The sequence below is a fragment of the Microvirga sp. BF8 genome (assembly GCF_059888585.1).
Window position 1 is genome coordinate 1,875,341 of the sequence record NZ_CM187619.1, and the last position, 15,517, is coordinate 1,890,857.

Genomic DNA, 15,517 nt, shown 5'->3' on the forward strand with positions numbered 1-15,517 from the left:
CGAAAAAGCGCTTCCCGCCGAATCGACGGAAAGCGCCATCTTGGAACAAAAAGAGAACGCGAGCAAGTGGCCCGGGTCTCAGAGCTCCACGTCTCCGGCTTCGGCCAGGGCCGCGCCGACTTCAAGTCCAAGATCGTCGAGATTCGTCTCTTCCCGGGTCGTGACAGACTCGCCACGGGACTGACGCTCGGCCTCCTCGGGGCTCCGGGCGACGTTGATCGTCACCTGGACCTCGACCTCCGGATGCAGCGACACCGGAACGGCGTGCAGTCCGAGGGTCTTGATCGGAGCGTTGAGGACGATCTGGTTGCGATCAACCGTGAAGCCGTCCTTGGTCATGATCTCGGCGAGGTCGCGGGTCGAGACCGAGCCGTAGAGCACGCCCGTCTCGCCGGCCTGACGGATGATGATGAAGCTCTGGCCGTTCAGCTTCTCGCCGACGGTCTCGGCTTCCTTGCGGCGCTCGAGATTGCGGGCCTCGAGCTGGGCGCGCTGGTTCTCGAAATGCTCCTTGTTGGTCTTGGTGGCGCGCAGGGCCTTGCCGCGGGGCAGGAGGAAGTTGCGCGCATAGCCGTCGCGCACCTTCACGGTTTCGCCCATCTGGCCGAGCTTTGCGACGCGCTCGAGAAGGATCACTTCCATTGGTTTTCTCCTTTGATGTTCGTGATCAGGTTGAAGGGGTCCGAGGGAGTTTCGGCTTGGGCCCGCTGCCGCCGAAGCGGCGGCGCAGCCCGAAGGCGGAATCGGCGATGCCGAAAAGCGACAGGGCGACCACCAGGATGCCCTGTGAAACGAACAGCACGACATAGACCGCGCCCAGGATGAGCCCGCGCACCACGTTGCCGCGGGTCCGGTCATGGATAGCGGCGAGACCCTGCAGGGCGAAGGCCATGAAGAGGGCGCCGGCAAGAGCGGCGGCGAAGGTGCCGAGGAAGTTGTCGAGCCCCAGGACGATCGCGGCGACACAGACCGCAAGGACCAGCACGACGGAGACGGGCATGATCAGTTCCGGCACCGAAGGCCAGGGTCGGGGCAGACGCTTCGAGAAGGCGACGATCTTGGCGGCGGCCCACAGGTAGAGGGCAAGAACCACCGTGAAGCCCTGGGCCGACAGGAACGGCGTCAGGCGGGAGAAGAGTTCGATCAGGTCCTTGCGCGTGTCGGCATCGAGGCCGCCCGTCTCGCTCTGCGGGAACTGCATGTTCACGAAGAGCTCGGCAATCTCCCGGGCGTTCGCGAGGAAAGCGTCGTAATCGCCGCGCGTGGAAATGACCGCGGCGGCGACGACGGTCAAAGCTGCGGTGGCGGCGACCCAGGCGAGAAGGCGCCCAATCGGGTACCATTCGATGGTGCCCCCTTCCGTCGGGCGGCCGAGAAGGGCCAGATAGGCGAGCCACCAGGCGGGGAGGCCGGTGACGACGGCAAAGCCCAGTCCGCTCAGGGGCGAAATCACCAGGGCGATGGCGAGTCCACCGATGACGGTGGCGACGAGACCGGAGCGATGGTTCCAGCCGAGCGAGACGATCAGGACGGGGATCGGGGACAGCAGATACAGGACGGCCGCCAGCGGGGTCGCTTTCACAATCACCGCGGTCAGGAGGGCTGAAACGAGCCCGGCGCCGATGCCTGGAAGAAGATAGTTCATGGATCCCGCTGTCCCGCTGCTCGATGCAGGGTTAGGGGCCTCGGCCCCAACTGACCCGGCGGAGTTTCACCGCCGGGCGATTTCGTGGAAGGCGGGCCGCTCGGGGCGGCCCGGCTGGTTTTAACGGATCACGTAGGGCAGCAGGCCCATGAAGCGGGCGCGCTTGATCGCCTGGGCGAGTTCGCGCTGCTTCTTGGCCGAAACGGCCGTGATACGGGAGGGCACGATCTTGCCGCGCTCGGAAATGTAGCGCGAAAGCAGCTTCGTATCCTTGTAGTCGATCTTCGGAGCATTGGGGCCCGAGAAGGGGCAGGTCTTGCGCCGACGGAAGAAAGGACGACGGCCACCGCCGCCACCAGCACCGCTTGCCATGATTAAGCCTCCTCGCCTTCGCTGGACTCAAATCCGCCGCCATCGCGCTCGCGGCGCTCGCGGTCCTTGCGCTCGTCGCGGTCGCGCTTCTGCATCATCACGGACGGCTCGGTCTCGAGTTCATCCACGCGGATGGTCATGAAGCGGAGAATATCTTCGCTGATGCGCATCTGACGCTCCATCTCGGCGACCGCCTGGGCGGGAGCGTCGAGGTTGAACATCGTGAAGTGCGCCTTGCGGTTCTTCTTGATACGGTAGGCGAGGGACTTCACGCCCCACATCTCGGTCTTCTCGACCTTGCCACCATTCTGCTCGATGACCGCCTTGTACTGGTCGACCATCGCTTCGACCTGCTGGGACGTGACGTCCTGGCGAGCCAAAAAGACATGCTCGTAGAGAGGCATAATGGGCCTTTCTCAGGTTTGAGTTGAGCCCGGGTGCTCCTTTCGGGAGCGTCACGGGCCGGTTTCGCGCGTCCGATCGGCGCCAAGCCCTTCGAGCCTGCAAGGCCCGAGCGGTTGTCGAAGGCGGAGACACGGGACGACGGGTCCGAAAACCCTGCATGGCCAAGCCATGCCGTCCGTTCAGCCCCCGGCCGGAGCGAACGCGAAGCGGGGTCCATAGTAGGTTTTCGGCGTGAATGCAAGACAACCGGCGGTCATTCGGGGGCTGTAGCGGGGCCCGACCGGAAAGACATGCAAAGTGGGCACCCTATCACCATGGGCGTTCCAAGAGACAGAACGCCGGCTGCGTTTTTCCCGCAAAGCGTGGCGGCTATAGGCTCCGGACTCGCCTGCGACGGTCCGGAATGACGGGTAAGGAGGAGTTTGGTGGTTGAAAGGGCCGGCGGATGCTCATCCCTCCCTAGCCAAAACATTGCGCTCGGCTAAAACAGGAGCATGACAGTTCCTCCTCTCCGCCTCGGCATCAATATCGACCATGTCGCCACTGTCCGGAACGCCCGCGGCGGGCCGCATCCGGACCCGATCCGGGCCGCCCATCTCGCGGTCCTGGCGGGGGCCGACGGGATTACGGCGCATCTGCGCGAGGACCGGCGGCACATCCGCGATGAGGATATGAGGCGTCTGAAGAGGCAGCTCTTCGTGCCACTGAATTTCGAGATGGCGGCCACGCCGGAGATGATCGGCATTGCCACGTCCCTGCGTCCCCATGCCGCCTGCCTCGTCCCGGAGAAACGCGAGGAGCGCACGACCGAGGGCGGGCTCGACATCGTTGGTGGTGCGGCCCATCTGCGCCCGGCGATCCAGGAATTGAAAGGCGCGGGGATCCGGGTGTCCCTTTTCGTCGAGCCGGATAGGAACATCATGGATGCTGCCGCCGATCTCGGCGCTCCTGTGGTCGAGCTTCACACGGGAACTTATTGCGAGGCCGTTGCCGAGGGCGACGCGGCCAAGGTCGCTTTTGAACTCGAGCGTCTCCGCACGGCGGCGGCCCATGGCGCGGCGATCGGCCTCGAAATCCATGCCGGCCACGGATTGGACCTCCGCTCGGTCGGGCCGGTGGCCGCCATCCCGGAGATTGCGGAGCTCAATATCGGCCATTCCATTATCGGCGAGGCAATCTTCCTTGGGCTGGACGAAGCGGTCCGCGCGATGCGCGTCGCCATGGACGAGGGACGGCTGCAGGTGGACGCCGGCTCCGGCGCAGCGACGGCCCGGTAGGCGCATGATCGTCGGGATCGGTTCCGATCTGTGCGATATTCGCCGCATCGAGCGCTCGCTCGCGCGTTTCGGCGATCGCTTCACCCATCGGATCTTCACGGAGGGCGAGCGGGCCCGGAGCGACCGGCGCGCGGCCCGTGCCGCGTCCTATGCGCGGCGCTTCGCCGCTAAGGAAGCCTGCGCCAAGGCCCTCGGCACCGGCATGAGCCACGGCGTGTTCTGGCGGGACATGGAGGTGGTCAATCTCCGGGGTGGCAAGCCGACCTTCCGACTGACGGGAGGGGCCCTCGTCCGGCTCGAAGAGCTGATCCCGGACGGACACGTGGCGGTCGTTCACGTCTCGTTGACCGACGACCCGCCGATCGCGCAGGCCTTCGTAATCATCGAAGCCATCCCCATAAAGTAAATCGGCCGCGTTGCGACAGGACGCGCCATGGGCTAGACCGCCGCGACGACTTGAGACGGCTCTCCAAGCCTTTCCCTCCTCAAGCATGGATCGACAGACGTGAACGAAAACGCCAAGAAATTTACCGGCGAGACCGTCAAGAAGGACGAGAGCGGCATCTGGGAGACCATCAAGGTCATTCTCCAGGCGCTCCTGATCGCGGTGGTCGTGCGCACCGTCCTGTTCCAGCCCTTCAACATCCCCTCGGGCTCCCTGATCCCGACCCTGCTGATCGGCGACTATCTCTTCGTCTCGAAATACGCCTACGGTTATTCGAAGCATTCGATCCCCTTCAGCCCGCCGCTCTTCTCCGGCCGCATCTTCGGCTCGCAGCCCAAGCGCGGGGACATCGCGGTCTTCAAGCTGCCGAAGGACAATTCGACCGACTACATCAAGCGCGTGATCGGCCTGCCCGGTGACAAGATCCAGGTCATCGCCGGCGTCCTGCATATCAACGGCAAGCCCGTGGAGCGCCAGCGGGTCGAGGATTACAAGACCACCGACCTGTATGGCCGCACCGTCTCGGTGCCGCAGTACAGGGAGACCCTCCCGAACGGCGTGAGCCATTTCGTGATCGAACGCGACGGCGACCGGGGTTACTGGGACAACACGGAGGTCTATACCGTGAAGCCCGGCTACTATTTCATGATGGGCGACAACCGGGATAACTCCACCGACTCCCGGGACGAAGCGAATGTGGGCGAGGTTCCGGCCGAGAACCTGGTGGGCCGCGCCGAGATCATCTTCTTCTCCATTGACGAGGACGCCTCGCTCTGGCGGCCCTGGGAGTGGCCCAGCCATATCCGGTGGAACCGGATGTTCGAGCGGATCCGCTGAGACAGTGGCCCGCCGTACCGCCCAGCCCGATAAGCTCCAGGAGACGCTCGGATACCGCTTCGAGCGACCCGAGCTGCTGACGGAGGCGCTGACCCACGTGAGTGCCCCGGACGCGGGCGGACAGAGCTACCAGCGCCTCGAATTTCTCGGCGACCGGGTCCTCGGCCTCATCGTGGCAGAAATGCTCTATGACTCCTTTCCCGGTGCTCCCGAAGGCGAGCTTTCCCGGCGGCTGGCCGAGCTCGTGCGGCGCGAAAGCTGCGCCGAGGTCGCTGTCGCCTGGAATATCGGGCCCTATCTCAAGCTCGGCGCCGGCGAAGCGCAATCGGGGGAGCGTCGGAACCAGACCATCCTGGCCGATGTCTGCGAAGCCATTATCGGGGCGGTGTTTCTCGATGGTGGCTACGAGGCGGCGAAGGTTCTGGTCGAGACCGCGTTCAAGGAGCTGCTGCATGCTCCCCGGCGCCCCCTGCGCGATCCCAAGAGCGCTCTGCAGGAATGGGCGCAGGGCAAGGGACTTCCGCCGCCGACCTATACGGTGGTGGAGCAGACCGGTCCCGATCACGCGCCGAAGTTCCGCTTGATGGTGAAGGTCAAAGGGCACGAAAGCGATTACGGCCTCGGCGCATCGAAGCGCGCCGCGGAACAGGAAGCGGCAAGAAGCCTTCTTCTTCGCGAGGGCGTTTGGACACAGGAAGACCAGGGCCATGGCTGAGGAGATCCCCACGAAAGCAGGCTTCGTCGCACTCATCGGAGCGCCAAATGCCGGCAAGTCGACCCTGTTGAACGCCCTCGTCGGCTCGAAGGTCTCCATCGTCTCGCGCAAGGTCCAGACGACCCGGGCCCTTGTACGCGGCATCGCAATCGAGGGCGAGGCACAGGTCGTGTTCGTCGACACGCCGGGTATCTTCAGGCCGAAGCGGCGCCTCGACCGGGCCATGGTCACCTCGGCCTGGGGTGGAGCAGGGGACGCGGACGTGGTGGCGCTTCTTCTCGACGCGCGGAAGGGCGTGGACGAGGAGGCGGATGCGATCCTGGCGAAACTGCCCGAGCTGAAGCAGCCGAAGATCCTGATCCTCAACAAGATCGACCTTCTCGAACGCTCGAGGCTCCTGGAGCTGGCGGATACGCTCAACAAGCGGGTCGACTTCGCCCATACGTTCATGATCTCGGCGCTCAAGGGCGATGGTGTCGACAAGCTTCGCACCCAGCTCGCGAAAATGATGCCCGACGGTCCCTGGCTCTACCCCGAGGACCAGATCTCCGATGCGCCCCTGCGCATGCTCGCGGCCGAGATCACCCGCGAGAAGATCTATGAGCGCCTGCACGAGGAACTGCCGTATCAGTCCACCGTCGAGACCGACCAGTGGCAGCAGCGGCCGGACGGCTCGGTGCGCATTGAGCAGACGATCTTCGTGGAGCGGGACAGCCAGCGCAAGATCGTGCTTGGCAAGGGAGGGCAGACCATCAAGGCTATCGGCCAGGCGGCCCGCAAGGAGATCGCCGAGATTGCCGAAGCGCCGGTGCACCTGTTCCTGTTCGTGAAGGTCCGCGAGAACTGGGGTGACGACCCGGAGCGTTATCGCGAGATGGGCCTGGAATTCCCACGCGGCTAGCACGGCGGAGAGGGGATTCCGCCCGTAATCCTTCGGAGGCGGCTTTCTCCTCTGGACGCATCCCTCGCAAAGCACCACTATCAGCCTGAAGTCTTCGTTCGGGAGACGGACATGGCCAGCCGCACTGACAGGAAGGCGCAAAGGCGCCTCGCGGCCATTCTCGCTGCCGACGTGGCGGGCTATTCAGGGCTCATGTCTAAGGACGAGGAGGGGACTCTCACTCGCCTCAGGGAGCTTCGTCGCGAACTGATCGTGCCGACGATACGCGCCCATCAGGGACGGTTGGTCAAAACCGTCGGCGACGGCTTCCTGGTCGAATTTTCGAGTCCCGTCGAGTCGGTACGCTGCGCGGTCGAGATCCAGCAGGCTCTGGCGGCCTCGGCCGGGCAGGATCCGGCCCGTGCCCTGGTCCTCCGCATCGGGATCAATTTCGGCGACATCATCATCGACGAAGACCGGGACATCTATGGCGACGGGGTGAACATCGCTGCCCGCCTGGAGCAACTGGCCGATCCGGGCGGGATCTGCCTCTCCGGAAAGGTCTACGAGGAAGTTCGAGACAGGCTGCCCTACGAATTCGCGGATTGGGGTGAGCGGCAGATCAAGAACATCGTCCGGCCTGTCAGGGTCTATTGCCTCGGCCAGGGCTGCCTGATGCATGGGACTGCGGAGGCGCTGGAAACCCGCCCGGAGATGGCCTTGCCGGACAAGCCGTCCATCGCAGTCCTCCCGTTCAGCAATATCGGCAACGATCCGGAGCAGGAACATTTCGCGGACGGCATCGTCGAGGACATCACGGCGGCCCTGTCGCGGGTGCGCTCGTTCTTTGTGATCGCGCGCAACTCCACCCTTGTCTACAAGGCACGGCAGGTCACCGTGCAGCAAATCAGCCGCGAACTGGGTGTTCGCTATGTCCTGGAAGGCAGCGTGAGGCGGGCGGGCAAGCGGCTCCGCATTACGGCCCAGCTCATCGACGCAACCACGGGCAACCATCTCTGGGCCGAGCATTTCGATGGCGTCGAGGAGGACGTATTCGACTTTCAGGATCGCATCACCACCAGCGTCGTGGGAGCGATCCAGCCCTCCATCCGGGCTGCGGAAATCGAACGGGCAAAACGCAAGAGGCCGGGGAGCCTGGGCGCTTATGACCTTGTCATGCAGGCGCTGCCGTCGATCTGGGCACTGGAGCGGTCCGCAAACCTGGAGGCAACCGAACTGCTCGAACAGGCCCTGCGCCTCGATCCCAATTATCCGCTTGCGCTGTCGCTGGCCGCGTGGTGCCGGGGCCAGCGGGTCGTCTATAACTGGTCCACCGATATCGAAGCCGATCGGCGAGAGACCCTGCGGCAGGCCCAGATCGCCGCGGTCCTCGCTGCCGACGATCCCTTCGTTCTGACCGTGCTGGGGGCGGCGCTCACGATCACCCATGAGTTCCCGCGCGCCGCCACGATGCTCGACAGGGCTCTGGCGCTCGACCCCAACTCGGCATGGGCCTGGAACCGGAGCGGGTGGCTGAGGAACTATCTGGAGGATCCTGAAACCGCTATCGAGCATTTCGAGCGCTCGCTCCGCCTCAGCCCCTTCGATCCGATGTCCTTCAATGGCATCATGGGTATCGGCTGCGCCCATTTCGTCGCGGAGCGATACGGCCTGGCGGCGCAATGGCAGGAAAAGGCGCTCGTCGAAAGTCCGTCGTCCGTGTGGATCCTGCGAACGCTCGTGCCGAGCTATGCCTTGTCCGGGCAGATGGACAGGGCGCGGGAGGGGGTCAGGGAACTCCTCGAGGGCTATCCCGGGATAACCATTTCCGACATCGTCCGGGCGCTGGTCTTCGGCCCGAAGGTGCAGCAGCATATTGTAGAAGGCCTGCGCCTCGCCGGGCTGCCGGAATAGGAGCGTTGCCGGGGAAGCGCCGGTCGGTGCTACAAGCGATACGCCGTCCGCAGGCCGCCCCAATGGCGCCCAAGGATCCGGATCGGAGCATCGACCTCCTGCATCAGAACGACGTTGCCGCCGCCCATGTCTCGGGCATAGGCCTGGACGACGAAGGGCCGCGTGGACCGGGCCGCGGTGATGCCTGCCCGGTCGTCGAAGATCCGCTTGTTTCGTGCGTTGGCGGCGTTCCAGATGGGATCGTCGGGCCGCTGGGCCTGGGAATAGACCCGATTATGGACGGGAATATAGCCGTTACGGTCGATCCCCAGGCAGAATGCCATCTTGGGATCCGACGCCAGCACGGGCTCGATGAGAGGCGGGAGAAGGCGCTCGAGCACTGCCAGATAGGCCGTGTCGTACTGGACGGGATTCGTTCCAGGCACGGCGAGGTAGTCCGTATCAAAAATCGCCTCTCGTGAGAGGGCTCCCTCTGCGAGGGCCCCTTCGAAGAGCGCTTCCACTCGCCGCGCGGTTTCCTGTGCGAGCACAATGCGTGGCCGGTAAGTTGCTTCGACCTCCGCGACAAAGACATCGATCCGGGCCCGACCGGCGTCATCGAGGTCGACGAAGGCGCAATGGTGCCCCATGGCGCTTGTGGCGACGATCCGCACCTTGACCTGTCCCACGCCGCGAATGTCGAGATCCGCCCTGAGTCCGGGCTCGATCGAGGTATCGGAAACTCCCGCCAGCAGCACGCCGCCCGCGCTGGCATCGACCGTGCGAGTGGCGAGGCTGCGTCCCTTCACGAGAAGGGTGGCCGGACGGTCGACTGGGAACCGGTCCGATTGCCGCCTGTCCCCGATCTCGCTCTGCCGGACGACCGTGACGAACCTCTGCCCCAGGGCCTTGGCGAGCGTATCCGCGGCCTTCGCGGCCTGATCGGCGCGGTGGGCGAGATTGCTTGCGTCAAGGGAAATCCGGTCGACTTCCGCGGCCCGTTCGCTGACTTCGGCGACCGTGGCGGAGGTGGCGCTCGCAAGCCGCGCCACCTCGCCGATGGCAGAGTCCTGCTCTCCGACCGCCTGCCGCACGGTGTCGAAGACAGGCTGCACGTCCTCGACGACATGCGTGATTTCCGTGACCGCCTCAGTCGATGCCTTCGCGGTATCACGCAGCCGCGCGATGCGCAGGCGGATATCGTCGGCGGCATTGCTTGTTTCGACGGAGAGCGCCTTCACCTCACCGGCGACGACGGCAAAGCCGCGCCCCGCCTCGCCTGCACGGGCGGCCTCGATGGTGGCATTGAGCGCGAGCAGGTTGGTCTGGCGCGCGACGGCGGAGATCGTATCGACGATGCCGACGATCTCGGCGGTCGCCGTGGCCAGCTCGGCGATCAGCTGGCTCGCCTTCTGGGCGGCATGCACCGCGTCACCGATGCGGGCGCTGGCGCGATCCATGGCACGACCGATCTCGGTCGAGGTGGCGGTGAGCTCCTCCGTCGAGGAAGCAAGCGAAAGGGTTTCCCCGGAAGCGGATTGCCCCGATGCCGCCAGCTCACTTCCGTGGGACCGGATCGTGGCAAGGTCATGCTCGACAGCCGCAACATCCGCCGCAGCCTCGGCGATCGCCTGTGTGACGCCGGTGATGGCCTTGAGGACGTCAGCCTCGAGCCCGTCGACCGCCTCCGTCTCAAGATGGGGTTTGCGAGACTCCGGGAGCGACGGCGGAGGCGCCACCGTATCGACGCTGAGGTCTGGCGTGACCGGGTGTGGCGTGCGTCGCAAAAGACCCAGCATTGTTCAATTCTCGTAGTTAACGGCGTTAACCCAACGTCAGTTCAAATGGTTAAATAAAGAAGAACACCAACTATTCGCCAAAAGTCTTAAGAGGTCTTGGCCCCCAGGAAAGTGATCGCCCGGCAACGACAGGCCGTTGCCGGGCGATGGGACTTCTGAAGCTTGCGGTCTATTGATGGGCCTGGTTCTGGCCCTGGAGCAGCGGGGTGATCCGCCTGATCGTGACACGGCGATTTCGACGCTCGGGACCTTGTGTATCCACCTTCAGATACTGCTCGCCATAACCCTGCGTGGTCAGGTTCTCGGCGGGAAGGCCGAAACGCTGGGTCAGGATGGTCGCCACCGTCTCGGCGCGCCGGTCGGACAGGGTGAGGTTGTCCTCGTCGGCTCCCACGGCATCGCTATGGCCCTCCACGAGGAAGACCTCGTTCGGATTTCGCGAGAGAGCACTCCGGATGGCCTGGGCAATTCCCGTCATGGCTCCGATCTGGGCTTCGGGCAAGGACCAGGAACCGGTGTCGAAGGTGACGGTGTCGAGGTCGACCCGGCGCATCCGCTCGCGCAGGGGCTCGCTCTGGCGGATCTCGTCGAGGGTATAGGCCCGCTCGATTCGGTCGACCGGTGGGGCGGTGAACGCCTGGACCAGGTCTTCCTCCGAGGCGTCCTCCACATCGACGATGTACTCCTCCCGCGGGATCCGCACGACCGGTGGCGGCAACCGGACGACGTCCTCGACGAAGTATCCATCCCTGCGGCGATCCCGGCGGTTGTCGATCAGAACGACTTCCCGGCCGGCCGGTTCGCGCCGGACCCGGCGGATGAGGTTCCCATTCCCGTCGACAACGGTGACGATCTCGGTGCCGTCGGGGCGGCGAACGATCGTCACGTTCTCCGATCCGCGACGCTCCTGGCGGACATCCGCGTCTCGATAGGTGCGCCGGAACCGGTCCGTTTCGTCGTGACGGATGATGACCCGGTCGCCTTCGCGGATAATGGTGCGGTCGCCAGGCTCCTCGATCACGATGCGGCGTCCACCCTCCTCGGTGCGTTCACGCCGGCCCTGGCGGAGCTCATTGATGCTGCCGCGCTGGAAGGCGTCGAAGCTCTGCACGTCCCGGTCCGGGCGGCGCGCCTCGGTGGGTCCGCCGGAGGGCGGCGCCTGAAGGGTGCGCTGCTGCGGCGCGGGCTCGCCTGGCGCTGGCGCCGGCTGGAGGCTCTGCTGAGGCGGGGCTGGGGCGGGCGCGGGCGTTGGAGTTGCGGACGGGGCAGGAGCGGGCGCCAGGGTCCGTTGCGGCGCCTGAGGGGCCGGAGCCGATTTCTGTGCCGGGGCCGATTCCGCCGGCGCGGCCGGGGGTGTACTGGGCGCGGAACGCAGGGACGGTGCCGAGCTTGGACTGGTCTGAGGCGAGGCTTTTTCCGCCGGAGGCGTGGCTCGGCCCGCAGGCGTCTGGCGACGAGGTTCTTCCGTAGAGGAAGGAGAGGGAGAAGCCGGGCCACGATCCGGCCCTGTGCGGGGCCGCTCCTGCGGGCGTTCGGGTGCGGTCTGCTGCGTTGCGGGCCGCTCCACAGGCCGCGATTCGGGACGGTCCGGGGACGGGCGGCCGGGCTGTGGCATCGGCGCTATCGCCGGAGGCGCCGGCCTCTGAGCAGGAGAGCCTGGTTCGCTTGGCGGCCGTGCGGCTTCCGGGTTTTCACGGCCAGGCGCGGCGCGCGACGGCCGGGGGGCTTCCTGAGCCGGGCGCTGCGCCTCGTCCCCACGGCCTCCCGGCCCACGGTCACGGCCCGGCGGGCCGCGGCGCTGGGGACCGGTCTCATCCGAACCGGGCTGGTCCGAGCCTGGGCGGGGGCGCGGCGGCAACTCGCCCGGCGCGCCCTGGGCGAGGACCAAAGGCTGGGCAAGCTGTTGCGGCAGAGGTGAACCCACCGACGAAAAGGCAATGAAGGGCAGCGCGGTGCCGGCGAGAAGCAGTGATGATAATTTCATAGTCCCATTTCATGGTTGTTATGGGGAATGTCGGACGGAAATACGAAGCTGGACGATTGGTTCCATTTTGTGGCCGTGGCGGGGCACGGCAGAGCTTGTGAAAAACCGCACCGATGTTCTTGAAAAAACTGGCAGATCGACCGCTCAGTCACTACATTGGAAGTCCAGGAACCCCCGGATTTCGGAAGCAGTCCCAGCCCATGCAATGGACCGATGAGGGCATTGTCCTCGGTGTGCGCAGGCACGGAGAATCGAGCGTCATTCTCGAAGTGATGACGCGTGAACACGGCCGCCATCTCGGCCTCGTTCATGGTGGTCGATCCAGAGCCCTGCAGCCCGTCCTGCAACCGGGCAACAGCGTTCATGCGACGTGGCGCGCCAGACTCGACGAGCATCTGGGGACCTTCCAGGTGGAGGGGCTGAACATGCGGGCGGCCCTGTTCATGGGCTCTTCACTGGCCCTTTACGGCCTTGCGACGATGGCCCACCTTCTGCGGTGCCTGCCTGAACGGGATCCTCACCCGGCGCTCTATGAAACCCTGGCTGTGCTGGTCGACCATTTGGGCGATCGCGATCTGGCGCCGGCGCTCTTCGTGCGTTTCGAGCTGGCCATGCTGGCCGAGCTGGGCTTCGGGCTCGACCTGACATCCTGCGCCGCTACGGGCGTGCGCAGCGACCTCACCTATGTGTCCCCGAAGAGTGGCCGGGCCGTGAGCGCCGCCGCAGGTGAGGCCTATAAGGACCGCCTGCTCAGGCTGCCGGGCTTCCTGATCGGCCAGACGCGGGCCAACCGGCCCCATGGCTCGGATGTCCGCGACGGATTTGCACTCACGGACTTCTTCCTGCATCAGAATGTCTTCGATCCCCGGGGGCAAGCGGCTCCCGAGGAGCGGGCGCGTTTCGTCGCATTGGCGACCGCCGAGGACGACTAGGTTTGTTTCTGTTATGTTCTCATCTACAACGATGGGGAACCGATTCGCTTTTGGGGAACATTGCTCATGGGTAAGCCCGTCAATCCGCCGACAGGCGGCGAGATTGAAAGCATTCATCTCAAGGATGCGCTGGAAGAGCGCTATCTCGCCTATGCGCTGTCAACGATCATGCATCGGGCACTGCCGGATGCGCGGGACGGGCTGAAGCCGGTCCATCGCCGCATCCTGCACGCCATGCGCCTGTTGCGGCTGGATCCTCGCTCTGCGCCGAAGAAATGCGCCCGTATCGTCGGCGACGTCATGGGCCAGTATCATCCACATGGCGACCAGTCGATCTACGATGCCCTCGTGCGCATGGCCCAGGATTTCGCACAGCGCTATCCGCTGGCGGAGGGGCAGGGCAATTTCGGCAATATCGACGGCGATAACGCGGCGGCCATGCGCTACACGGAGGCACGGCTGACCGAGGTCGCGCGCCTGCTGCTCGACGGCATCGACGAGGACGCGGTCGATTTCCGCGAAACCTACGACCAGGCGAACGAGGAGCCGGTGGTGCTCCCGGCGGCGTTCCCGAACCTTCTGGCGAACGGGTCGCAGGGCATCGCCGTCGGCATGGCGACCTCGATCCCGCCCCACAATGCGGCCGAGCTCTGCGACGCGGCGCTTCACCTCATCGGCCGTCCCAAGGCGACATCCGAGGAGCTGGTGCAGCAGTTCGTACAGGGGCCCGATTTCCCGACCGGCGGCATCATCGTCGATGCTCCGGATTCGATCGCCGAGACCTACCGCACCGGGCGCGGCTCGTTCCGCGTCCGTGCACGCTGGGCCAAGGAGGATCTCGGCCGGGGCAACTGGCAGATCGTCGTCTCCGAAATACCGTATTCGGTGCCGAAGTCGCGTCTGATCGAGAAGATCGCCGAGCTCCTGCAGGAGAAGAAGCTACCGCTCCTGGCAGATGTCCGCGATGAATCCGCGGAGGATGTGCGTGTCGTGCTCGAGCCACGCGCGAAGACCGTCGATCCGATCATCCTCATGGAATCGCTCTTCAAGCTCACCGAGCTCGAGAGCCGTGTTCCGATGAACGTGAATGTTCTCGCCGGCGGCAAGGTGCCGAAGGTGCTGGGTCTTGCCGAATGCCTGCGCGAATGGCTCGACCATCGCCGCGAGGTCCTGATCCGCCGTTCGAGCTTCCGGCTCGCCGCCATCGACAGGCGTTTGGAGATCCTCGGCGGTCTGCTTATCGTCTACCTCGACCTCGACCGGGTGATCAAAATCATCCGCGAGGACGACGAGCCGAAGCAGGAACTGATGCGGGTCTTCAAGCTCACGGAGATCCAGGCCAACGCAATCCTCGACACGCGCCTTCGCTCCTTGCGCAAGCTCGAAGAGATGGAGCTGAAGCGCGAGCAGAAGAGCCTCCAGGACGAGAAGGCGAAGATCGAGACCCTGCTCGGCTCCGAGAAGGTGCAGTGGAAGACGGTCGCCAACGAAATCAAGGAGGTGCGCAAGACCTTCGGGCCCGACACGGCGCTGGGGAAGCGCCGCACCACCTTCGATCAGGCGCCGGATACCTCGGACATCGACTTCGCGGAGGCCATGGTCGAGCGCGAGCCGATCACGGTCATCGTCTCCGAGAAGGGTTGGATCCGCGCCATGAAGGGCCATGTGGCCGATCTTTCCGGCGTGCAGTTCAAGGGTGACGATGCCCTCAAGACGGCGTTCTTCGCGGAGACCACGTCGAAGATCATCGTGGTGGCGACGAACGGGCGTTTCTTCACCTTGGATGCCTCCAAGCTTCCGGGCGGGCGCGGATTCGGGGATCCGATCCGTCTGACGGTCGATCTCGAGGAAGGCGCCGACTTCATCGCCGCGTTCCCCTATAGGGCCGGTTCGAAGCTCCTGGTGGTCGGCAGCGACGGCCGCGGTTTCCTGGCACCGACGGACGACATCACCGCGAACACGCGCAAGGGCAAGCAGATCCTCAACCTCGATGCTCCGGCCCAGGCCGTGGTCTGCACGGAGGGCGAGGGCGACCACGTCGCCATCATCGGCGAGAACCGCAAGCTCCTGATCTTCCCGGTGAAGCAGGTGCCGGAAATGACGCGGGGCAAAGGCGTACGCCTGCAGCGCTACAAGGACGGCGGAGTCTCCGATGCGAAGGTCTTCAAGTTGAAGGAAGGCCTGACCTGGAAGGATACCGCCGGCCGCACCTGGACCGTGGCCAAGGAAGACCTGCGCGACTGGATCGCCAACCGCGCCGAAGCCGGCCGCCTGCCGCCGAAAGGCTTCCCGAAGAGCAACAAATTCGGGGAGTAGGATCGGGCCTGTCCGGA

At 65.1% G+C, this 15,517-nt stretch carries 14 protein-coding genes; 8 read left to right on the forward strand and 6 right to left on the reverse strand.

The window, feature by feature from the left end; genetic code table 11:
• Positions 1 to 78 precede the first annotated feature (78 nt).
• From rplI to rpsF, 4 genes are all read right to left on the reverse strand, one after another.
• Complete coding sequence (gene rplI, locus AC522E_RS08975) at positions 79 to 642, reverse strand: 50S ribosomal protein L9 (RefSeq protein WP_500750069.1); 564 nt, start codon at positions 640 to 642, stop codon at positions 79 to 81.
• Between the two features lie 25 nt (positions 643 to 667).
• Complete coding sequence (locus AC522E_RS08980) at positions 668 to 1,645, reverse strand: DUF2232 domain-containing protein (protein WP_500750070.1); 978 nt, start codon at positions 1,643 to 1,645, stop codon at positions 668 to 670.
• Between the two features lie 120 nt (positions 1,646 to 1,765).
• Positions 1,766 to 2,017, reverse strand: a complete 252-nt coding sequence (rpsR, locus tag AC522E_RS08985) for a 30S ribosomal protein S18 (protein WP_500750071.1) — start codon at positions 2,015 to 2,017, stop codon at positions 1,766 to 1,768.
• A 2-nt stretch (positions 2,018 to 2,019) separates the two neighbouring features.
• Complete coding sequence (rpsF, locus tag AC522E_RS08990) at positions 2,020 to 2,421, reverse strand: 30S ribosomal protein S6 (RefSeq protein ID WP_500750073.1); 402 nt, start codon at positions 2,419 to 2,421, stop codon at positions 2,020 to 2,022.
• A 495-nt stretch (positions 2,422 to 2,916) separates the two neighbouring features.
• Between rpsF and AC522E_RS08995 the strand changes: the two genes are divergently transcribed.
• The 6 genes from AC522E_RS08995 (at position 2,917) to AC522E_RS09020 (ending at position 8,490) form a co-directional block, all read left to right on the forward strand.
• Positions 2,917 to 3,699, forward strand: coding sequence for a pyridoxine 5'-phosphate synthase (locus AC522E_RS08995; protein WP_500750075.1), 783 nt, complete (start codon positions 2,917 to 2,919; stop codon positions 3,697 to 3,699).
• A gap of 4 nt (positions 3,700 to 3,703) precedes the next feature.
• Complete coding sequence (gene acpS, locus AC522E_RS09000) at positions 3,704 to 4,105, forward strand: holo-ACP synthase (RefSeq protein WP_500750076.1); 402 nt, start codon at positions 3,704 to 3,706, stop codon at positions 4,103 to 4,105.
• A gap of 99 nt (positions 4,106 to 4,204) precedes the next feature.
• Complete coding sequence (lepB, locus tag AC522E_RS09005; protein WP_500750077.1) at positions 4,205 to 4,981, forward strand: signal peptidase I; 777 nt, start codon at positions 4,205 to 4,207, stop codon at positions 4,979 to 4,981.
• A 4-nt stretch (positions 4,982 to 4,985) separates the two neighbouring features.
• Positions 4,986 to 5,696 carry a ribonuclease III gene (rnc, locus tag AC522E_RS09010; RefSeq protein WP_500750078.1) on the forward strand — a complete coding sequence of 237 codons (711 nt, stop codon included), beginning with the start codon at positions 4,986 to 4,988 and terminating at the stop codon, positions 5,694 to 5,696.
• On the forward strand, positions 5,689 to 6,597 hold the full coding sequence (gene era, locus AC522E_RS09015; protein WP_500750079.1) for a GTPase Era: 909 nt from the start codon (positions 5,689 to 5,691) through the stop codon (positions 6,595 to 6,597). Before rnc ends, era begins: the two co-directional genes overlap by 8 nt.
• 111 nt (positions 6,598 to 6,708) lie before the next feature.
• Positions 6,709 to 8,490, forward strand: a complete 1,782-nt coding sequence (locus tag AC522E_RS09020; RefSeq protein ID WP_500750080.1) for an adenylate/guanylate cyclase domain-containing protein — start codon at positions 6,709 to 6,711, stop codon at positions 8,488 to 8,490.
• A 29-nt stretch (positions 8,491 to 8,519) separates the two neighbouring features.
• Here the strand turns inward: AC522E_RS09020 and AC522E_RS09025 are convergent, their stop codons facing one another.
• Together AC522E_RS09025 and AC522E_RS09030 are read right to left on the reverse strand one after the other, a co-directional pair.
• Positions 8,520 to 10,268, reverse strand: coding sequence for a methyl-accepting chemotaxis protein (locus AC522E_RS09025; protein WP_500750081.1), 1,749 nt, complete (start codon positions 10,266 to 10,268; stop codon positions 8,520 to 8,522).
• Between the two features lie 169 nt (positions 10,269 to 10,437).
• Complete coding sequence (locus tag AC522E_RS09030) at positions 10,438 to 11,379, reverse strand: OmpA family protein (protein ID WP_500750082.1); 942 nt, start codon at positions 11,377 to 11,379, stop codon at positions 10,438 to 10,440.
• A 1,073-nt stretch (positions 11,380 to 12,452) separates the two neighbouring features.
• Here AC522E_RS09030 and recO point away from each other — a divergent pair.
• Together recO and parC are read left to right on the forward strand one after the other, a co-directional pair.
• On the forward strand, positions 12,453 to 13,184 hold the full coding sequence (gene recO / locus AC522E_RS09035) for a DNA repair protein RecO (RefSeq protein WP_500750083.1): 732 nt from the start codon (positions 12,453 to 12,455) through the stop codon (positions 13,182 to 13,184).
• Between the two features lie 66 nt (positions 13,185 to 13,250).
• Positions 13,251 to 15,500, forward strand: a complete 2,250-nt coding sequence (gene parC, locus AC522E_RS09040) for a DNA topoisomerase IV subunit A (RefSeq protein WP_500750084.1) — start codon at positions 13,251 to 13,253, stop codon at positions 15,498 to 15,500.
• Positions 15,501 to 15,517 lie beyond the last annotated feature (17 nt).

Bases quoted from the DNA above. Each gene is read 5' to 3' on its own strand.
- AC522E_RS09025 (WP_500750081.1), bottom strand. From the start codon at position 10,268: ATGCTGGGTCTTTTGCGACGCACGCCACACCCGGTCACGCCAGACCTC.
- parC (WP_500750084.1), top strand. From the start codon at position 13,251: ATGGGTAAGCCCGTCAATCCGCCGACAGGCGGCGAGATTGAAAGCATT.
- acpS (WP_500750076.1), top strand. From the start codon at position 3,704: ATGATCGTCGGGATCGGTTCCGATCTGTGCGATATTCGCCGCATCGAG.
- AC522E_RS08995 (WP_500750075.1), top strand. From the start codon at position 2,917: ATGACAGTTCCTCCTCTCCGCCTCGGCATCAATATCGACCATGTCGCC.
- era (WP_500750079.1), top strand. From the start codon at position 5,689: ATGGCTGAGGAGATCCCCACGAAAGCAGGCTTCGTCGCACTCATCGGA.
- rpsF (WP_500750073.1), bottom strand. From the start codon at position 2,421: ATGCCTCTCTACGAGCATGTCTTTTTGGCTCGCCAGGACGTCACGTCC.
- AC522E_RS08980 (WP_500750070.1), bottom strand. From the start codon at position 1,645: ATGAACTATCTTCTTCCAGGCATCGGCGCCGGGCTCGTTTCAGCCCTC.
- recO (WP_500750083.1), top strand. From the start codon at position 12,453: ATGCAATGGACCGATGAGGGCATTGTCCTCGGTGTGCGCAGGCACGGA.
- AC522E_RS09020 (WP_500750080.1), top strand. From the start codon at position 6,709: ATGGCCAGCCGCACTGACAGGAAGGCGCAAAGGCGCCTCGCGGCCATT.
- rpsR (WP_500750071.1), bottom strand. From the start codon at position 2,017: ATGGCAAGCGGTGCTGGTGGCGGCGGTGGCCGTCGTCCTTTCTTCCGT.
- rplI (WP_500750069.1), bottom strand. From the start codon at position 642: ATGGAAGTGATCCTTCTCGAGCGCGTCGCAAAGCTCGGCCAGATGGGC.